Genomic DNA, 20,315 nt, shown 5'->3' on the forward strand with positions numbered 1-20,315 from the left:
TATAGTCTATGGTAAACTTATTACAAGAGAAAACTTATAGTTAATACAGGAGGCAAGAAAAGTGCAGACTTATGGTGTAAATGATTTGAGGAAAATGTTTTTGGATTTCTTTGAAAGCAAGGATCATCTTGTACTTAAAAGTTTTCCTTTAATACCTCAAAATGACAATAGCCTGCTTTTAATTAATGCAGGAATGGCTCCTTTAAAGCCATATTTTACAGGACAGGAGGAACCTCCAAGAAAAAGAATAGCTACATGTCAAAAATGTATTAGAACCGGTGATATTGAAAATGTAGGAAAGACATCCCGTCATGCTACATTTTTTGAGATGCTTGGTAATTTCTCCTTTGGAGATTATTTTAAACGGGAGGCTATTGCCTGGTCATGGGAATTTTTAACCCAGGTAATAGGCCTTGATAAAAATCGCCTTTATCCTTCCGTATATGAAAAAGATGATGAGGCCTTTGAAATTTGGAATAAGGAAATCGGCATAGCAAAAGACCGTATCTATCGTATGGGCAAAGAAGATAACTTTTGGGAAATCGGTTCCGGACCATGCGGCCCTTGTTCTGAAATATATTACGACCGGGGCGAAAAATATGGCTGCGGTAAGCCTGACTGTGAAGTAGGCTGTGAATGCGATAGGTTTATTGAGGTTTGGAATAATGTATTTACCCAGTTTAACGGAGACGGTAAAGGCAATTATACTGAACTGGAAAATAAAAATATTGATACAGGTATGGGACTAGAAAGACTTGCTGTTATTGTGCAAGACGTAGGGTCTATTTTTGATATAGACACCTTTAAGGCAATAAGAGATAAAATATGTGACATTGCAGGGGTAACATATCTTAGTGATCCTAATAAAGATATTTCTATCCGCTTGATAAGTGACCATATTCGGGCAGTTACTTTTATGGCTTCCGACGGAATTATTCCTTCCAATGAAGGAAGAGGTTATGTGTTCCGCAGACTCCTTCGCCGTGCTGCAAGACATGGACGTTTACTTGGAATTAAGGATAAATTTTTAGCAGACTTATCAATAACAGTTGTAAACGAGTTTAAAGCCGGTTATCCGGAACTGGAAGAAAAGAAAGATTATATTATAAAGCTTCTTTCTATTGAAGAAGATAAATTTAATAAAACCATTGACCAAGGATTATCTATTCTTCAAGAAATGCAAAACAACTTAGAAAAGAAGAATTTAAAAATCCTGCCGGGAGAAGATGTATTTAAATTATATGATACCTATGGCTTTCCTTTTGATTTAACTAAGGAAATATTAGAAGAAAAGGGCTATCAGGTAGATGAAGAAGGCTTCAAAAAATCCATGGAAATTCAAAGGGAAACTGCCAGAAGCGCAAGAACTACCACAAATTATATGGGTTCTGAAGAAACTGTATACCAGCATCTAGATCATAATCTTACTTCAAAATTCGTAGGATATGATAGCTTAGTTCATGAATCAAAAATTATAGCCTTAACTACCGAGACTGAGCTGGCTTCTGATTTGGTGGCCGGACAAAAAGGTACTATTGTAGTGGAAGAGACTCCCTTTTATGCAGTCAGTGGTGGTCAAATTGGTGATACCGGTGTAATAGTTACTGATTCTGCTGAATTTGCAGTAGAAGATACCATTAAACTTCCCGGAGATAAGATCGGACATGTCGGTAGAGTAATCAAGGGAATATTTAAGATTGACGATAGGGTTAGTCTAAAGGTTGATGAAAATCTTAGGGCGGCAACGGCTAAAAACCATTCCGCAACCCATTTACTTCATAAGGCCCTTCGTATGGTATTGGGTAGTCATGTGGAACAAGCCGGTTCATATGTTTCAAATGATAGATTAAGATTTGACTTTACTCATTTTTCGGCCATGACCGATGATGAAATTACTAGGGTAGAAAATATTGTTAACCAGCAAATATTAATGAATCTTCCTGTAAATACCCAGCTGATGAATATAGACGATGCTAAGAAAGAGGGAGCCATGGCACTTTTCGGTGAAAAATATTCCGATAAAGTTCGTGTTGTTTCCATGGGAGATTTCAGTAAAGAATTATGTGGGGGAACCCATGTGGCAAATACCGGCCATATAACTGTATTTAAGATAATATCAGAAACAGGTATTGCAGCCGGTGTAAGAAGAATAGAAGCCTTGACCGGAAACGGTGTAATTAATCATTATAAGGATTTAGAAACTAAGTTATATGAAGCAGCAAAAGTTGCTAAAACAGAACCCAGCAGCCTTATTCATAGAATAGAAAGTTTACTGGAAGAAATTAAAGTTCTAAAATCTGAAAATGAAAAACTTAAATCCAAACTGGCCAGCAACACACTTGGGGATGTTATGAATGAGGTTCAGGATGTATCGGGAGTAAAATTACTGGCTGTTAATGTACCTGAACTTGATATGAACGGTCTAAGAAACTTAGGAGATAAGTTAAAAGATAAATTAGGTGAAGGTGTAATTATTCTTGCTTCTTCTACGGCGCCAGATAAAGTAAGCTTAGTTGCCATGGTAAGCCAGGAAGCCATAAATAGGGGTGCCCATGCCGGTAATCTAATTAAAGAGCTGGCTGTATTAGTAGGCGGTGGCGGTGGCGGAAGACCAAATATGGCACAGGCCGGAGGAAAAAATGCAGCCGGTATAGCTGATGTTATTGCCAAAGCAAAAGATGTTTTAAGCAAACAATTAAAATAACAAAAAAATCCTATTAGTATACCAAGGTATAAATAGGATGGTGGTCTTATTTATCATGAAAAATCGTTGACGAATGATAAAATTATGTTATAATCTATAATAGTGCTATGCAAAATAATACCCAAACAGTTGTCAGGCACAATACACAACTGGAGGGAGGTTAGGTGTGAGACTATGTCAAATGTTATTGTGAAAGAAAATGAAACATTAGATAGTGCTCTCCGCAGATTTAAAAGAAACTGCGCGAAAGCCGGTATCCAACAGGAAATCCGTAAGAGGGAGCATTATGAAAAACCAAGTGTAAGACGTAAGAAAAAGTCTGAAGCTGCTAGAAAGCGTAAATATTAATTTTATAAAAGGACTTCCAATGATATTCATTGGAAGTTTTTTGTATTTATATTAATTTAAAACTTTCTTTATCAAATCTTTCTTTACTTTAGTCTACATATTCCCAAAAAATCATATATTAATAACAGTATCTGCTAAGGATTTTAGGGGGAACCATGGGTAGAAACCTTAAATCAACACATAAAAAATTTAAAAAGGAAGCAAAGAAAACTTTATATAAAGGTTTAGATACAAAAAAAAGAAAATTAGAACCCAGATTGACCTATCTGGAGGAATTATCAAGCCACCTTAGCCTGCCTCCGGATATCATAGCCGGAGCTCCCATTATTACAGCTTACGGCAGGAATGAAATATGCATCGAAAATTATAAAGGTATTATAGAATATAATGATAAGCTGGTAAAGGTGCAAGCTAAATCATGTAAAATTTGCATTGAGGGTAGGGCACTAAATATTCTTTACTTTACAGAAGATGAGATGAAGGTTACAGGATATATAAAGGCAATATATTACCAGTAAGATCCGTTATTTTAAAGAACTGCATATGGGGAGGGGTTATTATGTTAAGAAGGCTTAAGCACTGGCTTTTAGGTTATCTGACTGTACATATAAGCGGTAGGTCACCTGAACGATTTATTAATTTATGCAGTAATAGAAGGATTTATATTTGGAATATCATAAGGGAGAATGAAAATTATAAATTTAATTTAACTGTTAAAAACTATAAGAAATTAATGCCTATTTTTAGGAAAACAAAGCTTATACCAAAAATAGAGAAGAAACATGGACTGCCCTTTTTTATCAATAGATACAAGAAAAGAAAGGGCTTTTTTCTGGGCCTTATTATATGTATAATATTGGTATATATTATGTCCTTGTATATTTGGGATATAGAAGTATTAGGGGGGTCAAAATACACTCCGGAAGCTATATTAAAATTCTTAAGTGAAAATAATATAAAAGCCGGAATAAAAAAAAAGAATATAGATGGCAGTAAAATTGAGGAAGAAATAAGGCTTGCATATGAAGATATAGGCTGGGTTTCTGCTGAAGTAAAAGGAACCAGACTGATTATTAGGATTAGGGAAACCAATATGCCTACACCGGTTATAAGGACCACAGCTCCCAGTCATATAGTAGCAACAAAGGATGCTGTTATTAAAGAAATTATAACAAGAAGCGGAACCCCTATGGTAAAACCCGGAGATGTAGTAAGAAAAGGAGATATATTGGTTTCTGGAATTATAGAAGTAATGGATGACTTTGGGGGCATTCTTTCTAAAAAACCTGTTGTAGCCAGTGCAGATATAGTTTGCAAATCTTTTTATGACTACTATGACTCCTTTCCCCTAGACCATACAATTAGAATTTTTACTAATAAACAAAAAAAGGGCTACTATATCACTTTACTGGGCAAAAAATTATTTTTATATCATCCTAGATATTCCTATAGTATGTATGATATAATTGTTAACGAAAATACACTACATATAACCAACACATTTTATCTTCCTTTTCAATATGGCACCATAACAGTTAGGGAATATATAGAACAGAAGGATAAATATTCTGAGAATGAAGCATTAGAAATTGCAAAGAATAAATTACAAAGATATTTTGATAAATTAAGTGAAAATAAAGTTACTATTACCAAAAATAATGTTGACACAACTATAAAAAACAATACTTGTATATCCAAGGGACGTATTCTTGTAGAAGAACCTGCTTGGGAATATAAAATAATTGATGAGAGTGAGTGGAGGATCGAACAAACGGATGAGTATAACGGAAACAATAATTGACATACCAATGGAACATGAAAAAAATGTCTTTGGAAATTATGATACCTTTGTAAAAATCATTGAGAAAACCTTAAATGTAACAGTTGTTGAGCGAAACGGCGAAATTAAAGTTGTGGGAAATGAAAAAGATGTTTCTAGAGCAATATCTGTATTTATGAAACTTGTAGAGCTGTCAAAAAGAGGCAATACCATTACAGAACAGCAAGTAAACTATGCATTATCCCTATCATTCGATGAAAAGGAAAAGGAGATTGTAGAGATAGACAAGGATTTAATCTGTCATACTATTAACGGTAAACCTATTAAGCCAAAAACCATAGGTCAAAAAAATTATGTGGACTATATCCGCAATAAAATGATTGTATTTGGTATAGGTCCCGCAGGAACCGGTAAGACTTACCTGGCCATGGCTATGGCTATAACTGCTTTTAAAAACGATGAAGTAAATAAGATTATTCTTACCCGTCCTGCTATAGAAGCAGGTGAGAAACTGGGTTTTCTACCCGGGGACCTTCAAAGCAAGGTGGATCCATATTTAAGACCTTTGTATGATGCCCTACATCAGATTATGGGACCCGAAGCTTTTATTAAGAACTCCGAAAAAGGCCTGATTGAAGTGGCACCACTGGCATATATGCGTGGTAGAACCTTAGACAATGCCTTTATTATATTGGATGAAGCACAAAATACTACACCGGCACAGATGAAAATGTTCCTGACAAGAATCGGATTTGGCTCAAAAGTAGTAATAACCGGTGATCAAACACAAAAGGATCTTCCTAAGGGAACAAAATCAGGATTAGATGTTGCCATAAAGGTTTTAAGCAAAATAGATGATATCGGCTTTTCTTATTTGACTAACCAGGATGTAGTAAGACATCCCTTGGTACAAAAGATTGTTAAAGCTTATGATGCATATGAGGAAAAGCAGAAGCGGTATGAATTAATGGCACAAGAACAACAAAAATTATCCAAAATAAAAAGAGGAATAAAAGCGGGAAAAATCAGGAGTAATCGTTATGAGAACAGATAGTAAATTATCTAAAAAAATTGATAATCTATCTAAATCCATCTTGTTATTGACCTTATTGCCCATAATTTCTGTATTTATAGTTGGGTTAACAGGTATGCTTAACAAAATGGAATTTACAGCTATTCTAAAAATTAGTATCATAACCCTTTTACTTACTTCGATTATTTTACTCTATATACGGCTAAGTAACCATATTCTTAAATTAAGATTTGCCAAAAGCATAATTATTATTTCATATATAGTATCCCTATTGCTGATTATGCTTCCAAATAATCCCCAAATCTATAGTTTTTGGATGTTAGGGGGCATATTAATAGCCATGGTTATTGACAGTAAGTTGGGATTATTGGTATACTTTAACATAACTTTTATATTAAGCATAAGATTATCTCTTGAACCGGAAACTATTATACATTTTTTAATTATGGGCATATTATTTGTACTTTTATCTAATGCCCTTAAAAGTAAGTCCACAGTAATATATGCCTCGATTATTTTACTTTCTACCAATATTACTTTGGCATTTATTATGAATAATTTTTTTATTGAAGCAAAAACTGACTATAATTATTTGGCTTCATTTTTTAGTATCTTTGCGGTACTTGTTACCGCCTTTTTATTATCTTCACTACATAAGAGGGTAACAAATAATTACCTACTAAGTAAAGAAGAAACAATAATTAATAGTGACGACACCAAAGATGCAATTAATAGTGAAATTAAGATTCAAGAAAAAATAAGCCTTGTTGAAAAAGCCAGGACAAGTTATGATGTTTTGTTATCTGATGATAATGAACTGCTACTTAGGATGAAAAATTACTCGGAAAATCTTTATAAGCATTGTAAGTTAATCGGAGATTTATCTGGTCGGGCAGCTAATTATATAGATGCCGATGAAGATTTGGCCCGTGCCGGAGGGTATTATCATGAAGTAGGTAAAATCATAGGGAAAAACTATATAGAAGAAGGCTTAAAACTGGCAGAAGAATATTCATTTCCTGAAAAACTGAAAGAAATAATTAAACAACACAATATAAAGTATGATAAACCTACTTTTATTGAAGCCGCTATCGTAATGATTTCAGATAATGTGGCAACCACTATAGAGTACATAGATAAAACCGGTGATCAAAAGTTTACATCAGATAAAATTATTGATAACATATTCCGTATAAGGATGGACAAAGGTACTTTTGATGAATCCGGCTTATCTGTAAGGGATTTTAAACTCTTAAAGGAGTTTTATAAAAAAGAGTTTGGACCTAAGGATAGTGATTAGGCATAACAAAGGAGGATTTTTCCCTTGACCATTCATATTGACAATGAATCAACACAGCAAGTGGATTTTGATTATAATAAGCTTATAGAAAGTACAATACTAAAATGTCTAGATTATGAAAAATGTCCTTATGAGGCAGAAATTAGCATTCTTCTTACTGATGATAATGAGATAAAGGAAATTAACAAGCAATATAGGGGTATTGATGCTGCTACGGATGTATTATCCTTTCCTGCCATTGAATATGGTACCCCAGGGGATTTTTCTGATTTAGAGAAGTCAGAAGAAGAGTATTTTAACCCCGATACTGGGGAGTTAATACTTGGAGACATTGTAATATCAGTAGAACGGGCAATAAAGCAGGCAGAAGAATATGGCCATTCATTAAAAAGGGAAATAGCCTTTTTAACTGCCCATAGTATGTTTCATCTAATGGGATATGATCATATGACAGATGATGAAAGAACTATAATGGAGGCAAAACAAAAAGAAGTTTTAGACTTATTAAATATTTCAAGATAATTTGAAGCAAATAAATTTAAAGATAAGAGTTTGAAAGGTATGTGTGGTATGAAAAATATGAAAAAAACAATTAGTTTAATCCTTATATTTTTTCTTGTTATTGTAGTGGGAGCTTGCAAGAAGAAACCCAAAGAAGACAATACTACAAAGGACAAGCCTAGTCCTACTCCAATTACCTTAGAGCCTACACAAGCTCCGGAAATTGAAGATACCCATGAAGGGGAGATGAGAAGTCATTTATCAGGGCTTTGGGTACCTGTTGAAATAGGTACTAAGCGTCCTTATGCTATACAATTTAGTAATTTTAAAACCGTAAGAAATCAATGGGGTATTGGTCAAGCTGACATAGTGTATGAAGCTTTAGTTGAAGGAGGCATTACAAGGCTCCTTGCAATCGGTCAAAATTTTACCGGTGACAGAATTGGTTCTATAAGAAGTTCTAGACATTATTTTGTTAGCTTTGCCGATGAATATGATGCTATATATATCCATTTTGGAAAAACAAAGTATGCTGTATCAAAGATAAAAGAATTGGGTATTGATAACCTAGACGGTGAGACGGGCCTTGGAAATACCGTATTTTACCGGGATAAATCTATGAAAGCACCCCATAATGCATTTACCAGCTTAGATCAGATTTTATTAGGTATTGAGAAAAAAGATTATAGGACTGAGCTTAATTCTGATTATGAGCCCCATTTTAGCTTTTATAAGGAGGATACCGATCTTTTAACAGATACAAGTTGCAATAAAATTACTATCAATTATCCATACAATAAGCCCTATTTAGTTTATAATTCAGAAGACAAGCTTTACTATAGATATCAATTTGATGAGATTCATAAGGATTCTAATACCGACAAGCAGCTGACATTTAAAAATATTATTGTACAGTTTGTTAAGGAATGGAATATTGATAAGAATGGTTATCAGACCATGGATTTGGAAAATGCCCAAGGTACCGGTTATTATATTACCAATGGCAAAATGGAACCCATAACATGGAAGAAAAATGAAAGCAAAAAATGGATGAGATATTATAATTCATCCGGTGAAGAATTGACAATAAACCCCGGTAAGACTTATATAGCAATTTATCCAAATAATAAGACAGAAAATGTGGTTTTAGAGTAAGGATTTTAAATGCATAAGATAAATCCTTAAATAGAATAGGCAAATAAGGGGGATATTTGCCTTTTAAAAAGGAGAGTAACATGGATACATACAATAATAAAGGAAATCAATTTTTGCTTCAAGGCAGTATACTTGCTGCCTCTTCCTTAATTGTACGGATGATAGGATTGATTTACCGTATACCCATGACCCGTATTATAGGCGATGAGGGTATGGGTTTATATACAGTAGCTTATGAATTATATAGCATAGCTCTTATTCTTTCGTCATATAGCTTACCTTTAGCTGTATCAAAATTAGTTGCAGCTAAAAATATCACCAGAGAATATAGAAATTCTTTTCGTATTTTTATATGTGCTATGGGCTTTGCTTTGGTAGTGGGAACTATTGCCACCTTAGTATTATTTTTAGGAGCAGATTTTTTTGCCACGGTACTTAATAACGATGCTAATGCCATACTTCCCATTAGGGTTTTAGCTCCTACTTTATTTGTATTTTCAATTATGGGAGTATTCCGTGGCTTTTATCAGGGAAAAAATACTATGGTACCCACGGCTATTTCTCAGGTTATTGAACAAATTGTAAATGCAGTAGTCAGTGTTCTGGCCGCTTATGTCTTTATGAAAAACAATAGTGCTTCGGAGCAAATAGCAGCTTACGGTGCTGCCGGAGCCACCTTGGGAACCCTAATGGGGGCTATAGCCGGACTTTTGTTTTTAATGTTTGTTTATATGGTATATAGACCTACATTAAGAAAGCAAATCATAGCTGATAGAATTAGTAAAACTGATAGTTATAAAGATATATTGAAAATCTTGATAATAACCATATCTCCTATAATCCTTAGTCAGACCGTATATCATATAAGCGGAGTTATCGATAATGCTATGTTTGGAAATATAATGGCCACTAAGGAAATAAGTTATTTTGATAGTACGGTTTTTGCCGGTAGTAAGCCCGGTACTTTATATACATCAGAAAACATCAGTATTCTCTTGGGTATATACGGCAACAAGTACCGTAATCTATCCAATGTACCGGTGGCCATAGCTACTGCCATAGGTACCGCTGTTGTTACAAGTATTGCTGCAGCAAAAGCTAGGGGAATGTATGGTTATATTCGAAGTAAAACCCATATAGCAATCAAGTTTAATATGATTATTGCAATCCCTGCTGCTATAGGAATGGGAGTATTGGCTTATCCGATTCTTAATATGCTTTTTCCCGGTTCCCGCCAACTGGATGCCAATTATTTAACCCTAGGCTCCATGGCAATTGTATTTTATGCATATTCAACGGTAACAACCTCAATACTTCAAGGTATAAATAAGCTTCAGGTACCGGTAATTAACTCTGCCATATCCTTAGGTTTTCATGTGGTCTTGTTATACTTATTACTAAAGTATACACCTCTTAGCGGATACAGCCTTGTTATAGGTAATGTTACCTTTGCCTTGGTGGTATGTGTACTTAATTGGATGTCTCTAAAAAAATATTTGAATTACAAACAAGAAATTCTAAAGACCTTTATTATACCTAGTGTAAGCGCAGGCCTTATGGGAGTTTCAACTTATTTTATTCATCGTGGGTTATATAAATGGACTTCTAACAATACCCTTTCCACAATAATTTCTTTATTAGCAGCAGTAATTATATATTTCGCTTTACTGATTTTCTTGAAGGGTATAGATGAAGAAGAGTTAGAGAGTATGCCCAAAGGAGATTTAATTATACGATTTTTACATTTCCTTCGTATTCTTAGGTAGACTTGTAATAAACACAAAAACAATACATGTATAAATATGTAAATAAGGGGAAAAATATATGCCAAAGGAGTGGTTTTATGAAACTCAAGAAGGCATATATTTTTGTTTTGGGATTTTTAGTCTTAGCTTTCTTTTTTAGTTTATGCTACTATTTAAGCTATTTACATGCTTTACGTCAATTTAACAACAAAGCCATAGAAAGATCAGATGAACTTGCCGAACTTCATGGGGATTTGATACCTACACCCATAACAACTACGGATAATAGTGATATGGCTGAAAATAATGAAGAGCTTGATTCAAATGATCATGTGTCAGTTGGAGTGCAAGATGAGCCCATTATCCTTCCTAGCACTAAGTATATTCTTGAAGTTTATGACCGAAAGGAAGGTAAAATAGAAGAAATCGAGCAAAATCCTCCGGGAGATTTAGTGGGACTTACCAGGGCTGAAGTAGAACAATATTTGGATGAATATATGAAGGATCTGACCTTGTCTGAATATAATAATGGCTTGCTTTCTTATGAACTGATATCTTTTTCAGATAAAGCTGTTAAATTCAGAAAAAGTTATGATGCAGATATAGTACCCTATAGATTTTACGTAGTTGTAAAAAACGGTTATGTTGTAGTATATAACAGCGACTTAAAATCAGTATATGATTATACCTATATAGAGGCCGAAAATCTTCCTGAAGAGGATAGGATAGCCCTAAGCCAAGGAATTTATGTTGATAATATCGACGATTTATATGCATTATTAGAAAGTTATACCAGCTAAATAATCTTCAAGAGCTGCCAAGGTAAAGAAAACTTGGCAGCAATTTTTTTGGAAAAGATTTCTTAGATTTAGATTATTGCTTTATTAAAATATAACTAATTATCTATTAATAAAACAAGAAAGTCTTGAATTAAATCTTAGGGTAAAATATAATTAAACAAATACAAATGACCGAAATCCGGGAGGTTAATCATTGGATTATGATATTATTATAGTCGGTGCCGGTGCTTCAGGGCTTATGGCAGCCATAGCAGCAGCCAGAAATGGGGCTTCCGTTCTTATTATTGAACAGAAAGAAAAAGCAGGTAAAAAAATACTGGCAACCGGCAATGGAAAATGTAATTATACTAATATGTATCAAGCAGCTGATTGTTACCGTAGTGATGACAGTACATTTGCTATGAAGGTACTGTCTAATTTTGACCATCATCAGACTTTACAATTTTTTGAGAAATTGGGTATTATCCCAAAAGAAAGAAATGGTTATATATATCCCAATTCCGAGCAGGCACTTAGCATAGTCTCTGTCCTGCTAATGGAATGTGAAAGATTAAATGTTAAGATTATTTATAATGAAAAAGTAAATGGGGTTTTGAAACCGGATTTTACCTTGATTACGGAAAGAACAGATAAAACTAAGGCTTCATATTTCGGAAAAAAATTAATCTTGGCAACGGGAGGCTGTGCCTCTCCTAAGCTGGGATCTGACGGAAGCGGGTATGTACTGGCTAAGGCATTTGGCCATAATATTATTAAACCTTTACCTGCCTTGGTTTCTCTAAAATCCCCTGATAAGTTTTGTAAGAAGGTATCCGGTGTTAGGACTCAGGCTAGGGTTAGTGCATACCAAGAAGCAAAGTTTCTTTCCTGTGAAGAGGGAGAAATACTTTTTACAGATTATGGTATATCGGGAATCCCTATTATGCAGCTAAGTAGATTTGTTTCAAAATCCCTTGATATGGGTAAATCGGTTCACTTAATTTTAGATTTGTTTTTTAAATATACCGAAGAAGAACTTAGAGAGATATTAATTAACCGTTGTAAAAATAATCCTTATAAATCCTTAGAAGAGATGTTAGTAGGTATGTTTAATCATAAACTAAATCATATTATACTTAAGGAAGCTAAGCTGGACTTAAAATTACCCTGTCATAAGTTAAGTAAATCAGATATAATAAAACTTAGCAAAAAAATAAAGAGTTTTCCGGTGAGAATTAATGGTAGCAACTCCTTCGACTTTGCACAGGTAACTTCAGGAGGAGTATCAACCGGGGAGATAAATCCTTATACTATGGAATCTAAAAAGAAAAAGAATTTATATCTAACCGGTGAATTAATTGATGTGGACGGAACCTGTGGGGGCTATAATCTACAATGGGCATGGAGTACAGGATATATTGCCGGAACTTGTGCATGGAGATAATAGCTACAATAAATATACTTGGAGGTAACATAAGTGCAGGAAAGAGAACATTTAATTAACAAAAAGAGAATAGTTGTAAAAATCGGATCGGCCTCACTGACCCATAAGGAGACCGGACAGCTTGACTTAGATAAAATGGAAAGGTTGGTAAGAATTTTAACTAACCTAAGAAATCAAGGAAAGGATGTTATATTAGTTACATCTGGTGCCATAGCAGTAGGAAGAAACACCTTGGGCTTTTTAGAAAAGCCTAAAGAACGTTCGATTAAACAGGCCTGTGCTGCAGTAGGTCAAGCAAGGCTTATGATGGTCTATCAAAAATTATTTTCTGAATATAATCAAGTTGCTGCCCAAATACTTATGACAAAACATACTATGCTTAATGATATAAGCAGGGAAAATGCCCAAAATACTTTTAATGAATTATTTAGCCTGGGAGTAATTCCCATTGTCAATGAAAATGATACCGTATCAACCGATGAGCTGGACTTTGGTGATAATGATACCTTATCAGCCATTGTTACGGCCTTGGTAGGAGGAGACTTGTTGATTTTATTATCTGATATAGACGGTTTTTATACGGATGACCCCCATAAAAACCAGGATGCAACCATGATATCCTGTGTAAGAGAAATAAATGATGAACTTTTACAAATGGCAAAATCCACAACCGGCTGCAATCTTGGAACAGGGGGAATGGCTACCAAGATATCCGCTGCAAAAATAGCCAATGCCTCCGGGGCTGATATGGTTATCACTAACGGAGACGATGTAAGAAATATCAACCGAGTTATTGAGGGCAAAGAAATAGGTACTCTTTTTTTAGCCCATAAAGCAAAAGATTTTAACATTATGGATTACATAAGAACTAAGCAATATAATTAATAAGGAGCAAGATAATGAATATAAACATAGACAGAATAAATGAATTATACCGCAAATCCCAATCAGTAGGATTAACCGAAGAAGAAAAAGAAGAACAGGCCTATCTTAGAAGTGAATATATTAAAGCCATAAGAAAAAACTTAAGGGGAACCTTAGATAATGTAAGCTTTGTAAATCCAGACGGATCAATTACTAAGGCAGGGGATAAAAAGAAAAATAATTAATAAACGTGCAAAAAGGATGATATCATGACTAAGAATGAAATCCGCAGCCTTATCAAAGAAAAAAGGAATAATCTTACCCTAAGAATTCGTAGAGAATATGATAAGGATATTCATGAAAGGTTATTTGAACTACCTGAGTTTAAGGATTGTAATAAATTATTTACCTATGTATCATTTGGCTCAGAGGTAGATACTTTTGCCATAATAAATAAGGCCTTAGGGATGAAGAAAGAGGTATATATCCCTAAGGTGGAAGGAAAAAATCTTAACTTCTATAAAATTAATAAGCTTGAGGGTCTGGTTCGGAGTAAATTTGGTATTTTAGAACCGGAGGGTATAAATAATCCCTATCTAGCATCCCATTTGCAAGAAGATAATAAGCTTATGCTACTTCCGGGTCTTGCTTTTGATAAGTATGGCAACAGGATAGGGTATGGTGCAGGATATTATGACCGTTACCTAGGGGCCTATTCTATAAATAATTGGATTAAAATTGCCCTAGCATATGACTTTCAAATTATGGATAGGTTAAATGTTAATGAATATGATATAAGGACAGATTATATTGTAACTGATAAGAGGGTAATCTCTTGTAATTAATATTTATATGAAGGAGGTTAAAGATGAGATCTTTAGAAGAAATTGGTATGCTGGCAAAGAAAGCCTCGGTTAAATTAGCTCTTCTGCTTCAAGATGAAAAAAACAAGGCACTAAAAGCATGTGCCGCTGCTCTTATTGATATGCAGGATAAGATATTAGAAGCCAATCAAGAAGATGTAAAGAGGTCTAGGGAAAATGGAGTTAAAGAATCCTTGATTGACAGGCTTATGCTTACTCCCGAAAGAATAAAAGCTATGGCAGATGGCCTTATAGAAGTATCTGCCCTTCCCGACCCCATAGGGGAGGTAATATCCATGCAGCTTAGGCCCAATGGACTTACCATAGGAGAAAAAAGGGTACCATTAGGTGTTATAGGGATGATTTATGAGTCTAGGCCCAATGTAACTGCAGATGCATTTGCATTATGTTTTAAGACAGGAAATGCTGTAATTCTTCGTGGTGGTAGCGACGCCATAAAATCCAATATGGCCATAGTAGCAGCCTTGCACAAAGGATTAAAAGAAGCCGGTGTAACGAAAGATGCAGTTTTACTTATTGAGGATACATCCAGAGAAATAGCAAATAAGATGATGAGACTGGATGATTACATAGATGTACTGATTCCTAGAGGTGGAGCTGGACTTATAGGTTCTGTTAAAGAAAATAGCAGTATTCCCGTAATCGAAACAGGTACCGGTAATTGTCATATTTATGTAGATGAATTTGCAGATTTTGATATGGCTCTTGATATTATTGACAATGCAAAAACTCAAAGGCTTGGGGTTTGCAACACTTGTGAATCCTTAGTTATTCATGAGAAAATCAGTAAGGAATTTATACCTAAGCTTTATCAAAGGCTTAATGCAAAAGGTATAGAAATTCGAGCGGACGAAAGAGCTTGTGCCATCTGTTCGGAATTTACTCCTGCCACAGAAGAAGATTATGCCACAGAATATCTAGACAAAATCATATCCTTAAAGGTAGTTGATAGTATAGATGAGGCTATCTTGCACATCAACAAATATAATACTAAGCATTCTGACGCCATTATTACAAAGGATTATAATAATGCCATGAAATTTCATAATGAAATTGATGCGGCTGCTGTGTATGTTAATGCCTCAACAAGATTTACTGACGGTAATGAATTTGGTTTTGGTGCAGAAATAGGCATAAGCACTCAAAAGCTTCATGCCAGGGGGCCAATGGGACTTAAGGCCTTGACTACAACTAAATATATAATATTTGGTAACGGACAGATAAGGCAGTAAGGTACAATTTTTATAAGTTATAAAAACATAGAAAGAAGGTAGATGAATGTCAGGAAAAGTTGTATACGATTTCCCTTCTGGGGAAAATTTGCGAGGTTTCTTTAAAAAGATTAAAAAGCTTATACCTATCCTAATCTTACTACTGTTAATTGCTATATTTTCACTTGACTCTTTTTACACAATAAAAGAGCAAGAGCAGGCAGTGGTAATAACCTTTGGAAAGGCTAAGACGGTTAAGGATGCCGGACTTCACTTAAAGATACCTCTTATTCAGAAGGTAGAAAAAGTAGATACTACTATAAAAGGCTTTCCCATTGGATACGATGAATATACCAATGAAACAGTAGAAAGCGAAGCGGTTATGATTACCAGAGATTTTAACTTTGTTAATGTAGACTTTTTTGTAGAGTATAAGGTGGCAGATCCAGTAAAGTTTTTATACGCTTCCTCAGATCCGGTTACTATACTTAAAAATATTGCACAGAGCAATATCCGTACTATTGTAGGAAGCTTTGATGTTGACAGTGTTATAACTGACGGAAAATATGAAATACAGTCAAAAATCAAAGAAGCCATTATAGAAAATCTCATGGAACATGATATAGGTCTTATGCTTATTAATATAACAATCCAAGATTCTGAGCCTCCTACCAGTGAGGTTATGGAAGCATTTAAATCAGTTGAAACTGCCAAGCAGGGTAAAGAAACAGCGATTAATAATGCCAATAAGTATCGTAATGAAAAACTGCCCCAGGCAAAAGCTGAAGTTGATAAGATTCTTCAACAGGCTGAGTCCACAAAAGCAAAGCGAATTAACGAAGCAGAGGCAGCAGTAGCAAGATTTAATGAAATGTATAAGGAATATAAAAAATATCCTTTAGTAACCAAGGAAAGAATGTTTTATGAAGCCATGGAAGATATCCTTCCTTCACTTAAAGTGATTATTGACAGCGGAGACGGAAATATTAATAAGTTCCTGCCCCTAGGACCGATTATGGAAGGAGGAAGTGCTAATGAGTAAAAAGGTAAAAAGAATATCGGGAGTTTTCCTGATACTACTAATAATAGCTGCAGCAGTACTTTTATCCACCTCTTTAGTGGTTACAAAAGAAGATGAATACTCTATTATAAAGCGATTTGGGAAAATTGAGCGGGTAATTGATAGTGCCGGATTATCAATTAAAACTCCATTTGTGGAGACCGTAGATAAGCTGCCAAAGAATATTCAATTTTATGATATGCCCCAATCCGATGTTATAACTGTAGATAAAAAAACCATGGTAGCAGACAGTTATGTTCTTTGGAAAATAAGCGATCCTATATTATTTGCTCAGACCCTAAACTCTTCCATAACCTTAGCTGAGAGCAGAATTAATACTACCGTATATAATGCTATGAAAAATGTAATCAGTAGCAATACCCAAAATGAGGTTATAAGCGGTAGAGACGGGGAGCTTAATGCTGCATTTATGAATGATATAGGTGATACCATGGAGCAATATGGTATACATCTTATAACAGTGGAAAATAAACATCTGGATTTACCCAGTGATAACAAAAATGCCGTATTTGAAAGAATGATTTCCGAACGTGCCCAGATGGCTGCTACATATACAGCTGAAGGAGAATCAGAAGCCCAGATGATTCGCAACAGTACAGATAAGGAAATAGAAATAAGCATTTCAAATGCTCAGACAGAAGCAGCTAAAATCATTGCTGAGGGAGAAGCTGAATATATGAAGATATTATCAAAGGCCTATCAAGATCCCTCTAAGAGTGAATTTTATACCTTTATTAGAGCATTAGATGCAGCCAAAAACTCTTTAAAAGGCTCCGACAAGACACTTATACTATCTGAGGATTCACCACTGGCACAGATATTTTATAATCTTGATTAAAGATTAACTTTCGGCTCTATTAAGTTAAACCTTAAGCATAACTTTTATTATTTTCTCATAGGTTGTAATTGAAGTATTAATAGGAGCATGCATATGATTATCGATTTTAGCAAACCTATGTATTCCTATGAAGATTTAATTACAGATAGCAAAGTTTTAGTAAAAGAGTATAACAAAATCATAAAATATGTCACGATTGGCACTTCCCATGACAATCGTGACATTGTTATGCTTAAATTGGGAACAGGAAGAAAATATATCCTTTTTTGTGGTGGGGTCCATGGAAGAGAAAATATTAATCCCATAGTACTTTTAAAAATCGCAGAATTCTATGCCAATCAGTATGAGAATTTTAATAAAGTAAAAGAAAAATTTGACTTGATGTTAAAAAAAAATTCAGATAATATAGAGAAGCAGTATGATAAAATGCTTTTTGGAAAATGTGTTTATGAATTATTACAAACCTATACCATCCTGATGATTCCACTTTTAAATCCCGATGGTTATATGATATCATTATATGGTTATGATGCCATTAATAATCCGGAACTTAGGAGAAAGTGCATATTAACAGGCTATAAGCATATAGAGTGGAAATTTAACGGCCGTGCTGTTGATATTAATAGAAACTTTCCCTGCAGATCTTGGAAGCCAAAAGGTCCGGGTGACTATGCTTCTAGTGAGATGGAAACTCAAGCCCTGATACAAACATTTCACAACTATCGTATTAAATGCTTTATTGATTTTCATTCCCGGGGTCAGTCTATTTATTACTACCGAAATAGTATGCCCCCTTCCTATAATAAAAATCAGTTTGCAATAGCAAAAAGATTAAAAGATATTACAAAGTATACGCTGGTTGATCCAAAAGATGAAATCGAACAGGGAGATAGTGGAGGTAATACTGTACATTATTTTTCTGAGCGTTTTTACAAACCGGCATTAACAATAGAAACCGTTGATGAAAATGCAGCTTTTCCCTTAGATATTAAATACCGCAGTTTAACCTTTGAAGAAATTAAACTGGTATTATTTGAGTTGGGAGGCTTATCAATATAAATACAAAGGACATAAATTTGGAGGTAACAGTGGAAAATAATATAAATATAAATAAAATTGAAGCAGATAAACAGCTGGAGATTATAAAAGAGCTAAATCAAAGATTTGAAGAAGAATATGAAAAAACAGGAATTAGAAAAACTTATCATATTGTAACCTTTGGCTGCCAAATGAACAGCCGGGATTCAGAGAAAATATCCGGTATCTTAAAACAAATCGGCTATGTAGAAACCGATACTGAGGATGCAGATTTTGTTATATATAATACCTGTACGGTCAGAGAAAATGCCAATAACCGTGTATATGGCAGATTAGGCCATTTAGGTACCTTAAAAAAGAAAAGACCCGGTATGCTGATTGCTTTATGTGGCTGCATGATGCAGGAGAATACTACGGTAGAAAAAATCAAAGAAAGTTATCGTTTCGTAGATATAATTTTTGGTACCCATAATATATTTAAACTGGCTGAACTGATTAAAATCCGATTGGATAATGAAGAAACCGGCGGTAAGCAATCTGACCTGATGGTAGTAGATTTATGGAAAGATACAGATATGATTGTTGAAAATCTGCCCAATGATAGGAAATATCCTTTTAAGGCAGGAGTTAATATTATTTTCGGTTGCAATAATTTCTGTAGTTACTGTATTGTACCTTATGTAAGGGGAAGGGAAAGAAGTCGTAATCCACAGGACATTATAGAAGAAGTAAAAAAATTAGCCTCAGAGGGTGTAATTGAGGTAATGTTGCTGGGGCAAAATGTTAATTCTTATGGTAAAAACCTTAATCCACCTATGAGTTTTGCCAAGCTTCTTTTAGAGATTGAAAAGATTGAGGGTATAGAAAGAATTAGATTTATGACTTCTCATCCCAAGGATCTTTCACAGGAATTAATTGATGTAATGGGTGCTTCTAAAAAGATTTGCAAGCATCTTCATCTTCCTTTGCAATCGGGCAGTTCAAGATTATTAAAAATTATGAATCGTAGATATACCAAGGAAGACTATCTTGATTTGGTAGAAAGAATACGAAAAGCCGTTCCGGATATATCCTTAACTACGGATATAATAGTAGGCTTTCCCGGTGAAACAGAAGAGGATTTCCTTGAAACCTTGGATGTAGTAAAAAAGGTTAGATTTGATAATGCCTTTACCTTCTTATATTCTAAACGTACAGGAACACCTGCCGCCATCATGGAAAATCAGGTAGAAGAGAAAGTAGCCAAAGAAAGATTCGATAGACTTTTAGCTGAAATTCAAAATTCAGCTGCAAAATCTTCTTCAAGATATGAGCATACCATTCAAGATGTCTTAGTTGAAGAGGTTAATACACAGGATGAAAACTTACTTACAGGTAGGTTAAGTAATAATATGCTGGTGCATTTTGCCGGTGATAAAAGCCTAATTGGAAAACTAATTCCGGTATATTTAGAAGAAAGTAAAGGATTTTATTATATAGGTTCACAAGTAAAATAAGATGATGACAAGGCCCTTGTAATAATTTTGTAAATAATGTGAAATTATATCTGTTAAAATGTTCAAAAACATACCTTATTTGACATGTTCGAGTGTATAAATTGACAGTTGATA

The 20,315-nt window shown here is 34.4% G+C and carries 19 protein-coding genes; all 19 read left to right on the top strand.

All coding sequences use genetic code 11. The features are described from left to right. Positions 1-61 precede the first annotated feature (61 nt). Complete coding sequence (gene alaS / locus SD1D_RS05230) at positions 62-2,704, top strand: alanine--tRNA ligase (RefSeq protein ID WP_058257951.1); 2,643 nt, start codon at positions 62-64, stop codon at positions 2,702-2,704. Positions 2,705-2,878: 174 nt separating this feature from the next. Next, complete coding sequence (gene rpsU, locus SD1D_RS05235) at positions 2,879-3,052, top strand: 30S ribosomal protein S21 (protein ID WP_058257952.1); 174 nt, start codon at positions 2,879-2,881, stop codon at positions 3,050-3,052. A gap of 155 nt (positions 3,053-3,207) precedes the next feature. Further along, positions 3,208-3,570 carry a YabP/YqfC family sporulation protein gene (locus tag SD1D_RS05240; protein WP_087758787.1) on the top strand — a complete coding sequence of 121 codons (363 nt, stop codon included), beginning with the start codon at positions 3,208-3,210 and terminating at the stop codon, positions 3,568-3,570. Between the two features lie 41 nt (positions 3,571-3,611). Continuing rightward, positions 3,612-4,853 carry a sporulation protein YqfD gene (yqfD, locus tag SD1D_RS05245; RefSeq protein ID WP_058257953.1) on the top strand — a complete coding sequence of 414 codons (1,242 nt, stop codon included), beginning with the start codon at positions 3,612-3,614 and terminating at the stop codon, positions 4,851-4,853. Then, positions 4,828-5,886, top strand: coding sequence for a PhoH family protein (locus tag SD1D_RS05250; RefSeq protein WP_058257954.1), 1,059 nt, complete (start codon positions 4,828-4,830; stop codon positions 5,884-5,886). The genes yqfD and SD1D_RS05250 overlap by 26 nt, the downstream gene beginning before the upstream one ends. Further along, positions 5,873-7,165: an HDIG domain-containing metalloprotein gene (locus SD1D_RS05255; protein ID WP_058257955.1), complete on the top strand. Its 1,293-nt coding sequence runs from the start codon at positions 5,873-5,875 to the stop codon at positions 7,163-7,165. The genes SD1D_RS05250 and SD1D_RS05255 overlap by 14 nt, the downstream gene beginning before the upstream one ends. 24 nt (positions 7,166-7,189) lie before the next feature. Then, positions 7,190-7,687, top strand: a complete 498-nt coding sequence (ybeY, locus tag SD1D_RS05260; protein ID WP_058257956.1) for an rRNA maturation RNase YbeY — start codon at positions 7,190-7,192, stop codon at positions 7,685-7,687. A 57-nt stretch (positions 7,688-7,744) separates the two neighbouring features. Next, complete coding sequence (locus SD1D_RS05265) at positions 7,745-8,821, top strand: DUF3048 domain-containing protein (RefSeq protein WP_162287267.1); 1,077 nt, start codon at positions 7,745-7,747, stop codon at positions 8,819-8,821. An 80-nt stretch (positions 8,822-8,901) separates the two neighbouring features. Next, entirely contained in the window at positions 8,902-10,587 is a 1,686-nt protein-coding gene (locus tag SD1D_RS05270; protein ID WP_058257958.1) for a putative polysaccharide biosynthesis protein, read from the top strand. A gap of 77 nt (positions 10,588-10,664) precedes the next feature. Further along, positions 10,665-11,366, top strand: coding sequence for a hypothetical protein (locus SD1D_RS05275; RefSeq protein ID WP_058257959.1), 702 nt, complete (start codon positions 10,665-10,667; stop codon positions 11,364-11,366). A 193-nt stretch (positions 11,367-11,559) separates the two neighbouring features. Further along, on the top strand, positions 11,560-12,789 hold the full coding sequence (locus tag SD1D_RS05280) for a BaiN/RdsA family NAD(P)/FAD-dependent oxidoreductase (RefSeq protein ID WP_058257960.1): 1,230 nt from the start codon (positions 11,560-11,562) through the stop codon (positions 12,787-12,789). Between the two features lie 33 nt (positions 12,790-12,822). Beyond that, on the top strand, positions 12,823-13,674 hold the full coding sequence (proB, locus tag SD1D_RS05285) for a glutamate 5-kinase (RefSeq protein ID WP_058257961.1): 852 nt from the start codon (positions 12,823-12,825) through the stop codon (positions 13,672-13,674). A gap of 14 nt (positions 13,675-13,688) precedes the next feature. Next, positions 13,689-13,898, top strand: coding sequence for a DUF896 domain-containing protein (locus SD1D_RS05290; protein WP_058257962.1), 210 nt, complete (start codon positions 13,689-13,691; stop codon positions 13,896-13,898). A gap of 24 nt (positions 13,899-13,922) precedes the next feature. Then, positions 13,923-14,498, top strand: coding sequence for a 5-formyltetrahydrofolate cyclo-ligase (locus SD1D_RS05295; RefSeq protein WP_058257963.1), 576 nt, complete (start codon positions 13,923-13,925; stop codon positions 14,496-14,498). Positions 14,499-14,521: 23 nt separating this feature from the next. Next, a complete protein-coding gene (locus tag SD1D_RS05300) occupies positions 14,522-15,769 on the top strand; it encodes a glutamate-5-semialdehyde dehydrogenase (RefSeq protein ID WP_058257964.1) in 1,248 nt (415 codons plus the stop codon). Between the two features lie 46 nt (positions 15,770-15,815). Continuing rightward, positions 15,816-16,790, top strand: a complete 975-nt coding sequence (gene hflK, locus SD1D_RS05305) for an FtsH protease activity modulator HflK (RefSeq protein ID WP_058257965.1) — start codon at positions 15,816-15,818, stop codon at positions 16,788-16,790. Continuing rightward, positions 16,783-17,667 (top strand): protease modulator HflC, encoded by an 885-nt coding sequence (gene hflC / locus SD1D_RS05310; protein WP_058257966.1) that lies wholly within the window; start codon positions 16,783-16,785, stop codon positions 17,665-17,667. Before hflK ends, hflC begins: the two co-directional genes overlap by 8 nt. A gap of 93 nt (positions 17,668-17,760) precedes the next feature. Continuing rightward, positions 17,761-18,726, top strand: a complete 966-nt coding sequence (locus SD1D_RS05315) for a M14 family zinc carboxypeptidase (RefSeq protein ID WP_058257967.1) — start codon at positions 17,761-17,763, stop codon at positions 18,724-18,726. Positions 18,727-18,755: 29 nt separating this feature from the next. Next, the gene (gene miaB / locus SD1D_RS05320; protein ID WP_330398647.1) at positions 18,756-20,201 is read left to right on the top strand and encodes a tRNA (N6-isopentenyl adenosine(37)-C2)-methylthiotransferase MiaB; all 1,446 of its coding nucleotides are present in this window, start codon (positions 18,756-18,758) and stop codon (positions 20,199-20,201) included. Positions 20,202-20,315 lie beyond the last annotated feature (114 nt).

The sequence above is a fragment of the Herbinix luporum genome (assembly GCF_900070325.1).
Lineage (GTDB): Bacteria > Bacillota > Clostridia > Lachnospirales > Lachnospiraceae > Mobilitalea > Mobilitalea luporum.